14 protein-coding genes are annotated in these 15107 nt (G+C 53.9%); 5 read left to right on the top strand and 9 right to left on the bottom strand.

The genetic code is table 11. From position 1 onward, the window contains the following. Positions 1 to 183: 183 nt before the first annotated feature. Together recQ and AB8516_RS15085 are read left to right on the top strand one after the other, a co-directional pair. Positions 184 to 2067: a DNA helicase RecQ gene (recQ, locus tag AB8516_RS15090; RefSeq protein ID WP_369161886.1), complete on the top strand. Its 1884-nt coding sequence runs from the start codon at positions 184 to 186 to the stop codon at positions 2065 to 2067. Between the two features lie 143 nt (positions 2068 to 2210). Further along, complete coding sequence (locus AB8516_RS15085; protein WP_369161884.1) at positions 2211 to 3074, top strand: HDOD domain-containing protein; 864 nt, start codon at positions 2211 to 2213, stop codon at positions 3072 to 3074. 57 nt (positions 3075 to 3131) lie between these two features. Here the strand turns inward: AB8516_RS15085 and AB8516_RS15080 are convergent, their stop codons facing one another. Continuing rightward, positions 3132 to 4700 carry a hydantoinase B/oxoprolinase family protein gene (locus tag AB8516_RS15080; protein WP_369161882.1) on the bottom strand — a complete coding sequence of 523 codons (1569 nt, stop codon included), beginning with the start codon at positions 4698 to 4700 and terminating at the stop codon, positions 3132 to 3134. Positions 4701 to 4984: 284 nt separating this feature from the next. Between AB8516_RS15080 and AB8516_RS15075 the strand changes: the two genes are divergently transcribed. The 3 genes from AB8516_RS15075 to AB8516_RS15065 all read left to right on the top strand — a co-directional run bounded on the left by AB8516_RS15075 (position 4985) and on the right by AB8516_RS15065 (position 7955). Then, positions 4985 to 5566, top strand: a complete 582-nt coding sequence (locus tag AB8516_RS15075; RefSeq protein ID WP_108289847.1) for a superoxide dismutase — start codon at positions 4985 to 4987, stop codon at positions 5564 to 5566. A gap of 346 nt (positions 5567 to 5912) precedes the next feature. Next, positions 5913 to 6503 carry a YiiX/YebB-like N1pC/P60 family cysteine hydrolase gene (locus tag AB8516_RS15070; protein ID WP_369161880.1) on the top strand — a complete coding sequence of 197 codons (591 nt, stop codon included), beginning with the start codon at positions 5913 to 5915 and terminating at the stop codon, positions 6501 to 6503. Positions 6504 to 6767: 264 nt separating this feature from the next. After that, a complete protein-coding gene (locus tag AB8516_RS15065) occupies positions 6768 to 7955 on the top strand; it encodes an IS256 family transposase (RefSeq protein WP_369163301.1) in 1188 nt (395 codons plus the stop codon). 343 nt (positions 7956 to 8298) lie between these two features. On the opposite strand, the gene pyk is transcribed toward AB8516_RS15065, so the two are convergent. From pyk to AB8516_RS15025, 8 genes are all read right to left on the bottom strand, one after another. Next, the gene (gene pyk, locus AB8516_RS15060; RefSeq protein WP_369161878.1) at positions 8299 to 9747 is read right to left on the bottom strand and encodes a pyruvate kinase; all 1449 of its coding nucleotides are present in this window, start codon (positions 9745 to 9747) and stop codon (positions 8299 to 8301) included. Beyond that, positions 9744 to 10598 carry an alpha/beta hydrolase gene (locus tag AB8516_RS15055; protein ID WP_369161876.1) on the bottom strand — a complete coding sequence of 285 codons (855 nt, stop codon included), beginning with the start codon at positions 10596 to 10598 and terminating at the stop codon, positions 9744 to 9746. Before AB8516_RS15055 ends, pyk begins: the two co-directional genes overlap by 4 nt. Next, on the bottom strand, positions 10595 to 11350 hold the full coding sequence (locus AB8516_RS15050; RefSeq protein WP_369161874.1) for an SDR family NAD(P)-dependent oxidoreductase: 756 nt from the start codon (positions 11348 to 11350) through the stop codon (positions 10595 to 10597). The genes AB8516_RS15055 and AB8516_RS15050 overlap by 4 nt, the downstream gene beginning before the upstream one ends. 45 nt (positions 11351 to 11395) lie before the next feature. Continuing rightward, positions 11396 to 11881, bottom strand: a complete 486-nt coding sequence (locus tag AB8516_RS15045) for a putative molybdenum carrier protein (RefSeq protein ID WP_369161872.1) — start codon at positions 11879 to 11881, stop codon at positions 11396 to 11398. A 266-nt stretch (positions 11882 to 12147) separates the two neighbouring features. After that, entirely contained in the window at positions 12148 to 13206 is a 1059-nt protein-coding gene (locus AB8516_RS15040; protein WP_369161870.1) for an SGNH/GDSL hydrolase family protein, read from the bottom strand. A 56-nt stretch (positions 13207 to 13262) separates the two neighbouring features. After that, the gene (locus AB8516_RS15035) at positions 13263 to 13559 is read right to left on the bottom strand and encodes a hypothetical protein (protein ID WP_369161868.1); all 297 of its coding nucleotides are present in this window, start codon (positions 13557 to 13559) and stop codon (positions 13263 to 13265) included. A gap of 33 nt (positions 13560 to 13592) precedes the next feature. Then, positions 13593 to 13844: a sulfur carrier protein ThiS gene (locus AB8516_RS15030; RefSeq protein WP_108289852.1), complete on the bottom strand. Its 252-nt coding sequence runs from the start codon at positions 13842 to 13844 to the stop codon at positions 13593 to 13595. Positions 13845 to 13857: 13 nt separating this feature from the next. Next, positions 13858 to 15105, bottom strand: a complete 1248-nt coding sequence (locus AB8516_RS15025) for an NAD(P)/FAD-dependent oxidoreductase (RefSeq protein ID WP_369161865.1) — start codon at positions 15103 to 15105, stop codon at positions 13858 to 13860. Positions 15106 to 15107: the final 2 nt, after the last annotated feature.

The raw sequence follows: 15107 nt of genomic DNA, 5'->3' as shown, positions 1-15107 counted from the left end.
CAATCCTACTGGTACAGGATTAGGCGGGACATGGGCTGATGCACCACCCTATCGATGCAGGCTGTGCAGCTTCAGGCAACAGTTGCCGTCCCATAAGGCGCAGTTCGATCCGTACTGAACTGTCTTGATTGGTCAGTGTGAAAAACGCTGACACACAAGAAAAAGGAAAGGATAATGTCACGGATGACTGAGACTCTTCCGACAAACCCTGGCTTGGCGCATGCACGTGAAGTGCTGCGGCATACCTTTGGTTACTCCGACTTCCGTCCGCCACAGGATCGAATCATCAGCCATTTGATCGATGGCGGCGACGCCATTGTGTTGATGCCCACCGGTGGCGGCAAATCACTCTGTTACCAGATACCCGCAATCGTGAGAGCGGGCACCGGCATAATCATCTCGCCCCTGATTGCATTGATGCAGGATCAGGTCAACAGCCTGCGTCAATATGGGGTTCGCGCCGCATTTCTCAACTCGGCACTGGCTCCCGAGGAGGCCCATCAGGTAGAACAGCAACTCCTCCGGGAAGAACTCGACCTTCTCTATATCGCACCGGAACGACTGCTGACACCCCGCATGCTCGATCTGCTCATGCAGTCACGGATTGCCCTGTTTGCCATAGATGAAGCCCATTGTGTCTCCCACTGGGGACACGACTTTCGTCCTGAATACATACAGCTTTCACAGCTGCACGAACGTTTCCCCGAAACCCCCAGAATCGCCCTCACAGCCACTGCGGACAAACCGACACGCAAAGAGATCGTACAACGCCTGGCCCTGCAGCAGGCCGGTGAGTTCTTCGCCGGTTTCGATCGGCCCAATATCCGATATCAGATCAGCGAGAATGACGGCAATGCCAAGCAACGCCTGCTACGATTCATCCACCAGGAACACCCGGACGAATCCGGTATCGTCTACTGTCTTTCTCGCAAACGGGTAAATGAGATCGCCGCCTGGCTGCAAGAAAACGGGATCGATGCCCTCCCATACCATGCCGGCTTGGACAACCGGAGCCGTCAGCATCACCAAACCCGATTCCTGCGCGACGAAGGGGTGGTGATCGTCGCCACCATCGCCTTCGGTATGGGCATAGATAAACCCGATGTCCGTTTTGTCGCCCATCTCAACCTGCCGAAGAGTATCGAGGCCTACTACCAGGAAACGGGACGTGCCGGCCGCGACGGGCAGGCTGCGGATGCCTGGATGATCTATGGACTGCAGGACGTCATCACCCTACGCCAGATGCAGGCCTCTTCCGATGCTGACGAGCAGCACAAACGTGTAGAACGCCACAAACTCGATGCGATGTTGGCATTCTGCGAAATCACCACCTGCCGCCGCCAGACGCTCCTCGCCTATTTCGACGATCATCTCGAACACCCCTGCGGTAACTGTGATACGTGCCTGCAGCCCCCCGAGACCTGGGATGCCACCATCGCCTCACAGATGGCCCTCTCCTGCGTACATCGGACCGGCCAGCGCTTCGGCGTCAATCACCTGATCGACGTCCTGCTGGGCAAGGAGAGTGACCGTATATCGCAATTCGGCCACCATCGGGTCAGTACTTTCGGTATCGGTAAAGATCTCATTGCCACCGAATGGCGTACTGTATATCGTCAATTGATTGCCCGTGGCCTGTTGACTGTCGACCTGGAGGGTTATGGCGGGCTCCGCCTGACCCAGGCAAGCAGGCCGGTGCTGCGGGGCGAGACCCGGCTGATGTTGCGCAAGGCACGAAAAATGGGTGCTAAACAACAACGCAAACAACCCCGCATTGCTGAAATCAGCGACAGCAATCAAGCCATATGGCAGGCATTGAGAAACCTTCGCCTCGAACTCGCACAGACACAAGGGGTGCCGGCCTATGTGATCTTCCACGACGCAACCCTGATAGAGATGGCGGTAAAGAGACCAAGGGACAAACAGCAGCTGGCACTGATATCAGGCGTAGGGGATCACAAGCTCGAGCGCTATGGAGATGCATTTTTATCGCTATTGAACAGCAACCTTGAGGGTGCACAGAACCGCTCTACGGATGCGGTCGATCTACCGACCGATCCAGCCTGATCCCGTCAGAGGTCGTCTATAATGTCTAACCAGTTCTCATTTCCAGAGTCCACCATTGATAAAATCCATAAATTCTTTGTAAGTATTGCCGGTACATAGAAGATAAAGAAGAATTTTTCCACCCATCAAACTGAGGTACACGCATGATGGATCCAAAAACGCTCGTCAAAGATCTTGATCATCTGGTCTCCCTGCCCGATATCTGTATTCGCGTGAATCAGCTGATGGGGTCCGGCAATTACTCCTCAACACAAGTTGCCGATATCATAAGTCAGGATGCCGATATCTCCGCCCGGCTGCTGCGCGTGGTCAACAGTTCGTTTTACGGTCTGCCGGCTAAGATCGAAACCCTCTCCCGCGCCATCACCATCGTCGGTGCAGACGAGTTACGGAACCTTGTCATGGCGGCCACCGCCATGCGCACCTTCACCGGCATTCCCAAGCAGCTGGTCGACATGACAGAGTATTGGCAACATTCAGTCACCACCGGGGTGATGGCACAAACCCTGGCTAAAGAATCTAACGTGCTGCACAGCGAACGGCTCTTCGTAATGGGTCTGCTGCACGATGTGGGGCGACTGGTGATCTATCTCACATTGCCAGAAAAAGCCACCGATATCCTCTATATCACCGGCGGCGATAACTGGATACTGGCGCAGACCGAGGCCGAGGTTCTAGGTTTCACACATCTGGATGTGGGCTCCGAACTGATGCGCTCATGGGGCCTGCCCGACAGTTTCGCAGCGGTGGCCGGATACCATGATCATCCTCAGCAGGCGGGCGATTATCAACTGGAGACGTCCCTTGTGCATATCGCCAAGGCTATCGCAAACGGGGATATGGTCGGTCTTAACATCGAAGAGATGCTATGGGCTATCAACCCGTTCGCCTGGAAGATGACGGGTCTGAGTGCGGAAACCGTAGCACCTATGATTGAAGAGATGGTGACAAAAAGTCATGAGGCTTTGAGCTTGATCACACCCCAATACAAACAAGCTCTCGCTTAACTGCAGACAAGCCGAGTCAGCACAATCCGGAGCCGGGGTGCGCCATCCCGCCTCTGGTCAAGACCCGGGATGAGAACATGCCGGCCGAACCGGAATGACACCCCAACCACCTCCACCGGGCGTCTCAATGGTGACAGTATCGCCTGCTTCGACCGTCAATGCGATCTTGGCCGGCAGGGGTGTTCCGTTATGGCTGTTGATCCCTGCCTCACCGGGTTGACCGCCGACGCACCCCCAGGGTGGATGGACACGTCTTTCGGTCAACAGCGTTACTTGAGTCGGCGCGAGAAATCTGAAACACCTGACCAGACCATCGCCTCCCCTTCTGACGCCCTGACCGCCCGAGCCCCGACGTAAACCGTAGCTGACGACCCTGACTGGAAAACGCGTCTCGATCACCTCGATTGGCGTGTTCAGTGTATTGGTCATGTGGGTCTGCACACCATGCAGTCCACCGCCCTGCTTTCCCGCCCCCATGCCGCCACCTATGGTTTCGTAATAGTCCCAGGGAAATTCCCCACTGACACTCCCCATCGCCAGATTATTCATACTGCCGTGACTGGCGGCGGGTATCTCATCAGGCAATACCTGGGCGAGGGCGCCCAATACGACATCCACAACCCGGGTACTGGTCTCAACATTACCCGCGGCAACTGCAGCCGGACGTTTGGCGTTCAGCAGACAGCCCTGTGGGACATGCAATTCGATGCCCCTGAAACTGCCTGCGCAGGCCGGTGTTTGCGGCAGCATCAGACAACGAAACACATAGTAGACCGCGGCGGCGGCCACCGACAGGGGTGAATTGATGTTTCCCGGAACCTGATCGGCGGTACCGCTGAAATCCACCAGAATCCGTTCCGGCTTCACGTCCAGTCTGACCTGAATTGGAATATCTCCATTGCCTTGACCGTCATCATCCATCAGATCCTTGAAACTGTACTCACCTGCCGGTATCCGTTTAAGCGCCTCCCTCGCCAGGCGCTCCGCATAGGCATTGAGCGCCTCCAATCCAAGCAGGAAGGCACTCCTGCCCCATTCGTTGATCAACTGTGCAAGCCGTTTCAAACCACTCCTGTTGGCGCTGATCTGAGCCGCGAAGTCGCCTTCAGACTCACCAGGATTGCGATTGGCGCGCGTGATCATGGAGAGAAAACGGTTATCGAGAGCCCCTCCCCTGATAAGCTTGCCCGGCGGTATCACACGTCCCTCCTGATCGAGGGAGCGGGAGACCGGCATCGAACCTGGCGAACTGGCGCCGATATCGGCATGGTGCGCACGGTTGACCAGAAACGCAGTTAAGCGACCCGCATGGAAAAGGGGTGCGATAAGGGTGACATCGGGCAGATGGGTGCCACCCATGAAGGGATCGTTGAGCACGACCATATCGCCCTCGTGCCACTCCACCCTGGCGACAATGTCCGCCATGGCGTAGGCCATGCTGCCGAGATGGACAGGTATGTGCGCCGCCTGGGCGCAAAGTTCGCCCTTGGCGTCGAACACCGCACAGGAGAAATCGAGCCGGTCGCGAATATTGGGCGAGAAAGCGGCATTGCGCAGCACCGCACCCATCTCGTCACAAACCGCCTCCAGGCGTGAGGAGAAGATACTCAGTTCGACCGCGTCCATAAACCTCCAACTATTTCATTCATCCAAAACCTGAGGCCAGATTGCATGCACACAATAACATTTTCCATGCCAGCCATATTACCGAGCCAATAAAACGCTATGCCACACCAAACCCGGCTACTCAAACCCAATAAGAGTGGTATTATTTTCCCCCACAACACCCCCTGTTGCATCCCGGGATCAGCACCGCTAGAATAGCTGACCATTCTACTAGGTTATAGACCGGATCTCTCGATTACGAGGATCACAACAAGAATTCATATCTAAAGAAGGAGCACCATGCCATGGCACATGAACTACCCGCCCTGCCCTATGCAATCGACGCACTGGAACCCGTCATTTCCAAAGAGACTCTGGAGTTTCATCACGGCAAGCACCACAACACCTATGTGACCAATCTCAACAACCTGATACCCGGCACTGAGTTTGAGAACGCCTCCCTGGAAGATACCATCATGAAATCATCCGGCGGTGTATTCAATAACGCGGCACAGATCTGGAATCACACCTTCTATTGGAACTGTCTGCGAAGCCCGAACGATGACAATGCGCCCGGTGGCGCCCTGGCGGATGCCATCAATGCGGCCTTCGGCTCCTTTGGCGAGTTCAAGAAACAGTTCGCCACCTCCGGGGCAACCAACTTCGGTTCCGGCTGGACCTGGCTGGTGCAGAACGAAGACGGCAGCCTGGAAATCTTCAACACATCGAATGCGGGCACACCCATGACCTCAGGCAAGAAGGCCTTGCTGACAGCCGATGTCTGGGAACACGCCTACTACATCGACTATCGTAATGCTCGCCCCGCCTATCTGGAGGCGTTCTGGAAGGTGGTCAACTGGGACTTTGTCGCAAGCAACATGAGCTAAGCGCCCTATCACCCGCCGGTATGGATACATACTGGCGGGGCTTGATCAACGATATCCTCGCCCCACTCCATCATCCAGTATCGTCGCAATGCTCTAAACCAAACTCTCATTGATAAAATATATGCGGCTTTGAGTAAGCATGCTTAGCCAAAACCACATTCATCACAGAGTGTATCTTTCATATCGTTCCCACGCAGGAGTGTGGGAACCAGGGGATGATTTTGTAAAAAAACAATCTGTTTATTGATGCCATATCTATATTACGATATAGAACCAATAAAGTTCCTTTCAACACCGACTGCGCGGCTTATCAGACACTTGCCCCAAGTAATCAGGGAGGCACTCTATGGCTGAGACGATATCAAAAAAAGAGATTGAGCACCTCCAGGTACAACCCTACAGTGTAATGCGAGATGAGTTGCAGACAGGCGACTTGGTCTTCTGTTCAGGATCATATTTTTTTTCACAGGCAGTACAGAAATTCACCAAATCCGTCTGGAGTCATGTCGGCATGATCTATAAGGATCCGACCCTGGAGCGGGTCTTCGTCCTGGAGAGCGAGACGATGATAGGTGTGCGTCTGGCGCCGCTGTCCAAGTATCTGCGCGACTACCACGGTAAAAACCGTCCCTACAAAGGCAACATCGTGATTGCAAGGGTGGATCCGCCGGTTGACAAACAAAAGCTTAACCAGGCTATCAGCTATGGGATGGACGAACTCACCAAACCCTATGACAATTTCGAGATCATTCGCATTGGAATTCGCATCCTGTTCAAGATCAGCCGCCGCACCCGAGACCGGAAATATATCTGCTCAGAGCTTGTTTACGACTGTTTCGACAGTGTGGGGGTACCCTTCAATCTGCGTGACGAATACGTAAGTCCTGACGACATCTGGCAGGATGATCAGGTACAGCCGCAATACAGAATCTATTAGAGCCAGTGCCGGAATAAATTCATGGGTAAGTCCGCGCTTCCTGGTTGATGATCCCTTAAACCAGGCCATTGATTCAGCCGCAAATGGACGCCAATCACCGCAAATTCACGCAATTTTTATATCGCTCCCACGCTCCAACTCGGATAACGTAAATTATCACGTGCACATATTTTGAGGGGGTGGCTCCGGTCTGTTAAAACTGTAATCGCCAAACCACAGTACAGACCATAAGGAACCACCATGGAAAAAGATAGCACGAAACCGATGAGCAAAGTGATCCGGATTGATGAGAGCGAGATCCGAACCCATTTAGATGAAATGGTTAGGGGCACGGTTGAAGAGACCTTGAATCAGATGCTGGATGCAGAAGCTGATGAGATGTGCCGGGCGCGGCGTTATGAGCACTCGCCGGATCGCATCGATACGCGAGCTGGCCACTATAAGCGCAAGTTACACACGAAAGCCGGCGAGGTCGAGGTCAAGATGCCGCGTTTACGCCAGCAAACCTTTGAAACCGCTATTATAGAGCGGTATCGGCGTCGAGATATCTCGATTGAGGAAGCCATCGTACAGATGTACCTGGCCGGGGTATCGGTACGCCGAATCGAGGATATCACCGAGGCCCTATGGGGTACTCGGGTATCCTCAGGTACCGTCTCCAAGCTCAACCAAAAGGTCTACCAGCACATTGAGCGCTGGCGGACCCAGCCCATCGAAGGTGAGTATGCTTACGTCTACTTGGACGGTATCGTACTGAAACGCAGCTGGGGCGGCGAGATCAAGAACGTGTCCGTGTTGGCAGCCATCGGCGTAGATCAAGCGGGTTTTCGCCGTGTTCTGGGCGTACAGGAAGGGCATAAAGAAGACAAATCAGGCTGGCTGGGTTTTCTCAAATATCTCAAGAAACGCGGCCTGAAGGGTGTCAGGTTAATTATATCCGACGCCTGCATGGGTCTGAGTGAAGCGGCAGCCGAGGTCTTTCCTGAAGCCGACTGGCAACGCTGCGTGGTGCATTTTTATCGCAACGTATTCTCCCACACGCCCCGTAGCAAGATGCGAGAGGTTTCGGCGATGCTCAAGGCCATCCATGCGCAGGAGAGCCGAGAGGCGGCAGCAAGCAAGGCTCAGGACGTCGTTGAAAAACTCAAAGCGAAGAAACTCGGTACAGCGGCTGAGCAGGTAGAGACAGCGATCCATGAGACGTTGACCTACTATGCTTACCCACCGCAGCATTGGCTGAAGCTGAAGACCAACAACCCAATGGAGCGATTACTCAAGGAAGCCAGGCGTCGCACCAAGGTGGTGGGTGCTTTTCCTGACGGACACTCAGCCCTAATGTTGGTTGCTGCACGATTGCGTCATGTATCCGCGACCACTTGGGGAACCCGTAAGTACATGAATATGGATTTATTGAAAGAGAAGGATCAAGAAGCTGCTTTCTCAGCAGCCTGAGTAGCAACCGGAGCCATCACCAAAGAAAAAGTGCGCAAGATAATTGACACTACCCCAACTCGGGAATGCATAGGTAGGCAGGGCATCAGGGCAAGATATGAGTTCCACGCAGGAGCGTGGAAATTAGGGGAAGATGAACGCATGAACCAGGCCTTAGTAAGCCGCGAATAAACGCCAATCACCGCTAAAAAATCACAAATGATCCATTAACACAGCATGATGGTGGTTACACACGGTTTAATACCAAACTATTTTCATGAATTTGCGGTGATTGGCGTCCATTTGCGGCCTGTCTTTTATCCAGCTATTCAGAACAAACTCAAGTTCTAGTTTACCTCTACCGCTATTCAGGCCCGTCGACAGTCATCACCCGGATCAGATCCGTACCACCGGTGGTTTGACTGTAGCCACTGGTGGCAATGGCGATATCGCCACTGTTCAGCAGGCCACGCTTTCTGGCTTGTTCGATGCAAAAGGCGATCTTCGCCTCATCCGTGCTCTCCTCCTGAAAAAGAATGGGTACTACCCCCCAGTTCATACACAGCCGCCGGGTCACTCTCGGTGATTGGGTGACTGCCAGTATGGGACACTCGGGCCGATGCTTGGAGATCAGCCTCGAGGTGAAACCCGTCTCGGTCAGACTGATGATGGCAGCCGCCTTCAATCGATCGGCCATATTGACGGCCGAATGACTGACCGCTTCGGTCACCACGTTGGAATGGTGGGGAATGATATGCTGCAGATAGCCATACTCACGCAGCGATGCCTCGGTACGGATCGCCAACATCTCCATGGTCCTGACCGACTCCACAGGATAGTCGCCCATAGCCGATTCGCCGGACAACATCACTGCGGAGGAACCATCCAGAATGGCATTTGCCACATCACTCGCCTCGGCACGGGTCGGCTTTGGATTGTGCTCCATCGAAGCCAGCATCTGAGTGGCGGTGATCACAGGCTTGCCGTTACTCACCGTGATGCGGATGATCTTCTTCTGCATACTCGGCACATCCGCCATCGGCAGTTCCACCCCCATATCGCCCCGCGCCACCATAATCCCGTCCGACGCCGCCACGATAGCCTCGAGATTGTTTATTCCGGCGCGGTTTTCGATCTTGGCGATGATCGGGATATCCACCCCTTTCTCGATCAGGATTTTCCGCATCCGGTTGACTTCATCGGCATCCTGAATAAACGAAGCGGCGATATAGTCGACGTCGTTCTCCGCCGCGAAGGATAGCTCCTGAAGGATATCGTCACGATGCTCCGGCTCCACAGCCGTCATGGAAAGCTGGGTATTGGGTAGATTGACACCCTTGTTCTCTTTCAGCACTCCGCCCAATACAACCTTGCAGCGAACCTCCCGATCAAGGATCGATTGCACGGTGAGTTCCATCGCTCCATCATCGAGTAGAATCACATCGCCGGGATTCACCTCCTGATGCAAACGCTGGTAGGTGACTGAAACCCCTTGCTGATCACCGGCACGGCCGTCGGTGAAGATGGAAAAGGTATCACCCGAAGTCAATTCAACGCTTCCCTGGCGAATCTTTCCGGTACGGATCTCAACGCCCCGTGTATCGATCATGATTGCTACCGGTATCCGCAGATTATCCGATGCCTGACGGATACACCCGATACGCTGGCTGTGTTCAGCATAACTGCCGTGGGATAGATTGAGCCGGGCGACACTCATGCCGGCCACAATCATCTCTTCGAGGATTTTGACCGAATCGGAGGCAGGGCCGATAGTGGCTACGATTTTGGTTTTTCGTATTGGTATTGTCTTCATCCGGTCTGCTCTTTACTTGCCAAGCGTATAAAATCATCCCAGTGATCCCGATATCGATCAAGATCCTGCATGAAACCGTAATTGTGGTCACCGCTCAGTTCAAGAAAACGTCTCGGCTGATGGGCGCGTTCAAACAGCAGGCGACCATGATCGAAAGGTATGATCTCATCATGGCGGCTGTGAATAATCATCACCGGGCTGTCGATGGCGGCCATTCGCTCTAGGGTATTGTAGTGATAGCGCGCCAGCCAGCGGGCAGGCAACCAGGGATAGAGTTCAGCGGCCATGTCCGGGACGGAAGTGAAGGTCGACTCCAGGACTACGCCCATTGGATCATTATGAGTCGCAAGGTAGGCGGCAACCGCGCCGCCAAGTGAGCGACCAAAGAGCAGGATCTTCTTCTCGGGCAGCGCTCTTATCTCAGTCAGATAACGCCATGCCGCCTCCGCATCCCGATAGAGCCCTTTTTCCGACGGCTTCCCTTCACTGTTGCCATAACCGCGATAATCGATGATCAATATCGCCAGCCCCAATGCGTTGAAGAGTGCCAGGGATTCCATGCGATGGGAGATATTGCCTGCATTGCCGTGAAAAAACAGCAGTGTTGCGCGAGGTCTCTCATGGGGAATAAACCAACCGTGCAGCTTCACGTTATCCGCGGTCATCAGGTCTACCGACTCAAAACCCAACCCCACCTGATGCGGCGTGGCAGCCACACGTCTCGACGGAAGATCGGGCAGATGAATCAGGTTGGTCTGGTTAAGATAGAGGTAGAGTGCAATTGCCAGAAACAACAGCAGTACCAGGGATGCCAGCAGCAATATCTCCCTCAAAAAGGTCGGCAAAGTCATACCCTGTTTCTCGCCTCGATCAGTGCATGATACTCATCCGGGGCCAGAATCTGCCTGAGATCGATATAACTACCGCTTTCAAATTCCTTCAGGCGTGACAAGGTTTCCAGGATCCGTTCAGCGCCCTGGACCGGCGAAAGCACTGCACCATCTCTTCTAGCCTGCTGAAGTCGCTGCAATGCGGGATACTCCTCGCTGTCCGCCTGGGTACACAGATAATCCATCATATCCGATTCGATCAGGCCCGGCGCAATGGAAGCAATGTGGGTCGCCGGGAATTCGTGCGCATACAGGCGTCCCAGCATGTTCAGCGCGCATTTCGATAACGCATACCCGCCCCATCCCTTATTACCCAAAATGGCTGCACCGGATGATAGCAGCAGGATCTGATCGACTTTGATATGCGATTGCAACAACCAATCCAGGATTATCTTATTCGGCCAAAGATTGATGTCCATGATCTGTTGCAACTCATCCAATGAAGTCTTGCTGATATACTTGATCTCACCCAATATACCGGCATTGAGCACCACCAACTCCAGCGTCTCAATCCCTTGCAGCAGTTGCTCAAGCTTCTGTGCAATGGCGTCAAATTCGGTAAGGTCACAATGAACATCGACGATCTCACCCGGCAGATCGCAACCCCGCCGGCTGCAGCCGAAAATCCTGTAACCACGGGCCAACAATACTTTGCTGAGCCCCAATCCAAGGCCACTGCTGTTACCTGTAATCAAGGCATTTTTCTTATCCATACCGAATCCGCATTATCCTTGCACCAATCAAGGCTTGAGTGGTACTTAACATCGATCCGACGGATTTATGGAGCGGGTTCTCAACACTGACTCCAGAACCGTTCTCGCATAGTCATATGCCGAGGCTTCTCCACTTGCCCGCGGCCCGGCAACATTTAAGACAGCAATCCCTTTGTCAGCAATGAATTGCTGAATCCGTTCTGCCGCGCGCCGCCTGTTCAGCTCCTCGGCATCGATCAACAGATAGGGCTTCCTCTGCGCAATGCAGAAGACGAGCGTTTGCTCCGTACCGCCTGAGAGATAACCGAAATAGATAATCAGTGTAGCATCGCTATCGATGACATTTTGCAGGGTGCGTTCCGTATATCCTGCATTGGCCAGTTCCGTAACCGGATAGCATTCGGGTATGACGCCATCTTCAGCCAGGCGGCCATGGGGGCACCATCCGCCAGCCTCGACACCATACGCTATGGCGGCATCCAATGCCGCTCTATCCACTCCCGTCTGTGCTCCTGATACGATCTTCAACACAATATGTTTGCCGGGTTTTCATGCATTGCGATATTAGATGATCAGCATGATCCTATTGAACAACAACAAAAACATAACCTCAAATGAATCCAATTCCAATCTGATGAGATGACACTCGTGTGTTGCCACGCCAGCCCAGCTGATGGGACCGACTCATCGGACAGGCAGCAACAAGGGTTCCGTCCAGCTTAGGGATGGCCGAGGGTTATCATTTCATTTTCAGTACAGCTACTTTCTGACAGGAATATTCCCGTGGGTATTGGCGATCATTTTCTGCCTCTCATCCCCCTTTCTTTACCATCCTGATCCTCGAAGGAGTCTCGATCCTCATCCCCGCCCAGATTGAGGACCTCGGCAGCCTCCCTGGCAAAGATCCGGTGAGTGGCCCGGGTTGGATGGATGCCATCCCAAAACAGGTAACGCTTCGGTTTTTTACAGGCGAAAGGGGGTAGATTAGGCATCACGCACGCATCAATTACATTCTTCAAACCAAATGCATCGGGATCGTCCACGATCTCGTGCAGCGTCTGAAAAACATTCAGTTGCGCAATCTCCAATGCTGGAAATACCAAGCTGAGATCATCGAGTAACGCGGCAAGATTCAGGTTGAACTGCAGCGATGCCACGGCCGCCCCCAGGGCGGTACCCGGGAACAGGCTATCAAGGCGTTTTATCGCCGGGGTCAGAGAGAGATCAGGCGAGTTGACAATCAACAGCTTTGTCGCGCCAGCCCCATGCAGTGCGATGATCGAATCGGATAGCGCGATCAGTGCATCCTGCAGAATATCATTACTGGCCTGGCCTGTGGGATCGACGGAAAGGGCGGCAACGGCGTCCCTTACATCGTTACCGCCCAGTGCGATAACATAGAGCGCATCCATCGATGCCACTCCCTGGGAATCACTGAGAAAGGCGCTCAATTGTGTATTGAGGTTGATATCGATACCGTTATCCCGGGCACGGGCACCACCGACGGCATAGTTGGTCATTTTCAGTTTTTTGCCATTCTTGCCCTTGAAGGCAGGTTTCGCACTGCCTCCCACATCGAGTTTTTTTGCCAGCCGCTCAATCCATGTGGGACCGTTACTGAAGTGATTACCGCCTCGTGCATAGGGCGCATCCGGTATCAATAATTCATCCAGGGTCGAATAGGGTGGTTTGAGGTTGATCCCGGATAGAAAAAAAGCATTGCCGGGATCGGAAAGACTGTCGCCGAATACGACTACACGTTCATAGGGTTTATCCCCTGCAAGGACCAGGCAGGGGATCAGTAACAGGACAATTAAGATGCCCGATATTCCGTAGCGTTGTTGTTCTCTTTTCATGTGTTATCCTCCTTGGTTAGCAGAACTTTTTTTATCGAAACAGATTCTAATCCAGTTCAACCTCCTCCTCTCCTGAAACAAAGGTCAAAGCGCGCCCAAAACTGTGATATTTCGTCAACGGCCGAATCTTCAAATCTAAAAAAAACTTTCAGTGATGGCATGGTGAGCGAACCCAGTTTGACCGGCCCCATTTCATGCAATTGTAGAACAGCTCTTAGCCCCCGGCAGGAGATCTCAACTTCTCTTCGGGCTTCATCGATCTCGATCTGGTAGTGTTGCTTGAGTGGCGACAGGCTGCGCAGAAACTCTGCGTGGGCAATTGTCATCATCCGACTGCTGGTGCGGCTGACCATGGATTCTGCACCAGTCAGCGGGACTGGTCGGGATTATCCACCAGCGACTGGCGGCCAGAGAGCGATGACATCTCCATCCTGTAACCGATAGGTCTCACGTTGCGAGGGTGGCACGAACAGGCCGTTACACACAACCAAGTGGGCCTGTTCGCGGGGGACCTGGTAGCGTTCCATCAAATCAAAGATGGTTGCGCCTTCGGATAGCGTGACATTGACAGCATGATCGGTCGCACCAGACGGCAGGTACGTCATTAAGCTTGCATAGAGTTTGAATTCGACGTTCACCTCGGACATCCAATCAACTTGCACCCTGTACGGAACCGAGATAGGCCTCCATCAAGCGGGTTGGATCCTTCATCAGGCGATCCTTCCATTCCCCCAACGGGACACGACTCCGAATCAATCCCCTGAGCACACCGATGTGCTGGGTATGCCCAAGACTGCTGGCGCCGACAAGGTAGTCTCCGTCGAACTGCAGTTGCAGATAACGGAACTCACCCTCATCCAACAGGGTTGCCTGGTCACCGCCTTCGACGCCCATCCATTGACCGAAAGAGCTGGAGATCAGGCCCAGGGTATCCAGGACATTCATGTTCAGGCTGCCCTGATGCGTGATCGCCTGGTCCTTGACCATGTTGATTGCCGCGATACGACCGTGTTCAACCGAGGTGGGCTGAATCGCCTGGACACTATCAGCTCCGGTGGAAAAATCACGCCCCTGGGCAACATCCCCGGCAGCGAAAATATCCTCCCAACTGGTCTGCAGATGGTCATTCACCAGGATACCCTGGTCGGTTTCTATACCCGATCCGGCCAGGAAGTCGATATTCGCGCGTACCCCCATTGCCGTTATCACCAGGTCCGCGGCCAGACTCTCGCCACTGTCCAGATCGACACTCAAACCACTGCCTGATTCAGAGAAACCGACAACTCCGCTGCTGGTCAGGATACGCACCCCTTTCTTCTCGCACCAGTTTTTCAACAGATTCCCGGCCACGTTATCCATCATGCGGGGAACCATCCGGTCGCCTTTCTCCACCACCGTAAGCTTCACGTCGCGCTCAACCAGGGCTTCGAGAATAATGCAGCCAATGAAACCCGCGCCTATCAGCACCACAGGCGATCCCGGCTTGGCGCGTGCCACGATGGCGCGGGCGTCCTCCAAGGTCCAGCAGTTATGAATACCATCCAGGTCGATACCGGGGATCGGCGGCTTCAATGGCGTGGCGCCGGTGGCGATCAGCAGGCGATCGTATTCCAGGCTGCTCCCATCGGCCAGGGTGACACGATGCTGTTCAGAATGCACCTGAGTCACCGCCATCCTGATATGTTCAATCCGATTTTGGCTATAGTGGTCCTCGCTCTTTCGCAGGTAGGTACCCCGTTCATCAATCTGTTCCACCAGCAGGTAGGGTATGGCCATGCGTGAATAGGGCGGTTCCGGCTCCCCGCCGATCAAAGTGATTTGACCGGCGGGGTCCTGGCTCCTCAGGGTTTCACAGGCCGTAACACCGGCCGGGCCGGCACCGATTACGATATATTGCATCT

It is taken from the genome of Candidatus Thiodiazotropha sp. LNASS1 (genome assembly GCF_964212655.1).
In the GTDB taxonomy this organism is placed as follows: domain Bacteria; phylum Pseudomonadota; class Gammaproteobacteria; order Chromatiales; family Chromatiaceae; genus Thiodiazotropha.
This window is presented reverse-complemented; position numbering and strand designations above follow the sequence as displayed.

What these genes read in the sequence shown, in the direction of transcription:
- AB8516_RS15075 (WP_108289847.1), top strand. Translation starts at nt 4,985, where the DNA reads ATGGCACATGAACTACCCGCCCTGCCCTATGCAATCGACGCACTGGAA.
- AB8516_RS15025 (WP_369161865.1), bottom strand. Translation starts at nt 15,105, where the DNA reads ATGCAATATATCGTAATCGGTGCCGGCCCGGCCGGTGTTACGGCCTGT.
- AB8516_RS15085 (WP_369161884.1), top strand. Translation starts at nt 2,211, where the DNA reads ATGATGGATCCAAAAACGCTCGTCAAAGATCTTGATCATCTGGTCTCC.
- pyk (WP_369161878.1), bottom strand. Translation starts at nt 9,747, where the DNA reads ATGAAGACAATACCAATACGAAAAACCAAAATCGTAGCCACTATCGGC.
- AB8516_RS15055 (WP_369161876.1), bottom strand. Translation starts at nt 10,598, where the DNA reads ATGACTTTGCCGACCTTTTTGAGGGAGATATTGCTGCTGGCATCCCTG.
- AB8516_RS15040 (WP_369161870.1), bottom strand. Translation starts at nt 13,206, where the DNA reads ATGAAAAGAGAACAACAACGCTACGGAATATCGGGCATCTTAATTGTC.
- AB8516_RS15065 (WP_369163301.1), top strand. Translation starts at nt 6,768, where the DNA reads ATGAGCAAAGTGATCCGGATTGATGAGAGCGAGATCCGAACCCATTTA.
- AB8516_RS15035 (WP_369161868.1), bottom strand. Translation starts at nt 13,559, where the DNA reads ATGGTCAGCCGCACCAGCAGTCGGATGATGACAATTGCCCACGCAGAG.
- AB8516_RS15070 (WP_369161880.1), top strand. Translation starts at nt 5,913, where the DNA reads ATGGCTGAGACGATATCAAAAAAAGAGATTGAGCACCTCCAGGTACAA.
- AB8516_RS15080 (WP_369161882.1), bottom strand. Translation starts at nt 4,700, where the DNA reads ATGGACGCGGTCGAACTGAGTATCTTCTCCTCACGCCTGGAGGCGGTT.
- AB8516_RS15050 (WP_369161874.1), bottom strand. Translation starts at nt 11,350, where the DNA reads ATGGATAAGAAAAATGCCTTGATTACAGGTAACAGCAGTGGCCTTGGA.
- recQ (WP_369161886.1), top strand. Translation starts at nt 184, where the DNA reads ATGACTGAGACTCTTCCGACAAACCCTGGCTTGGCGCATGCACGTGAA.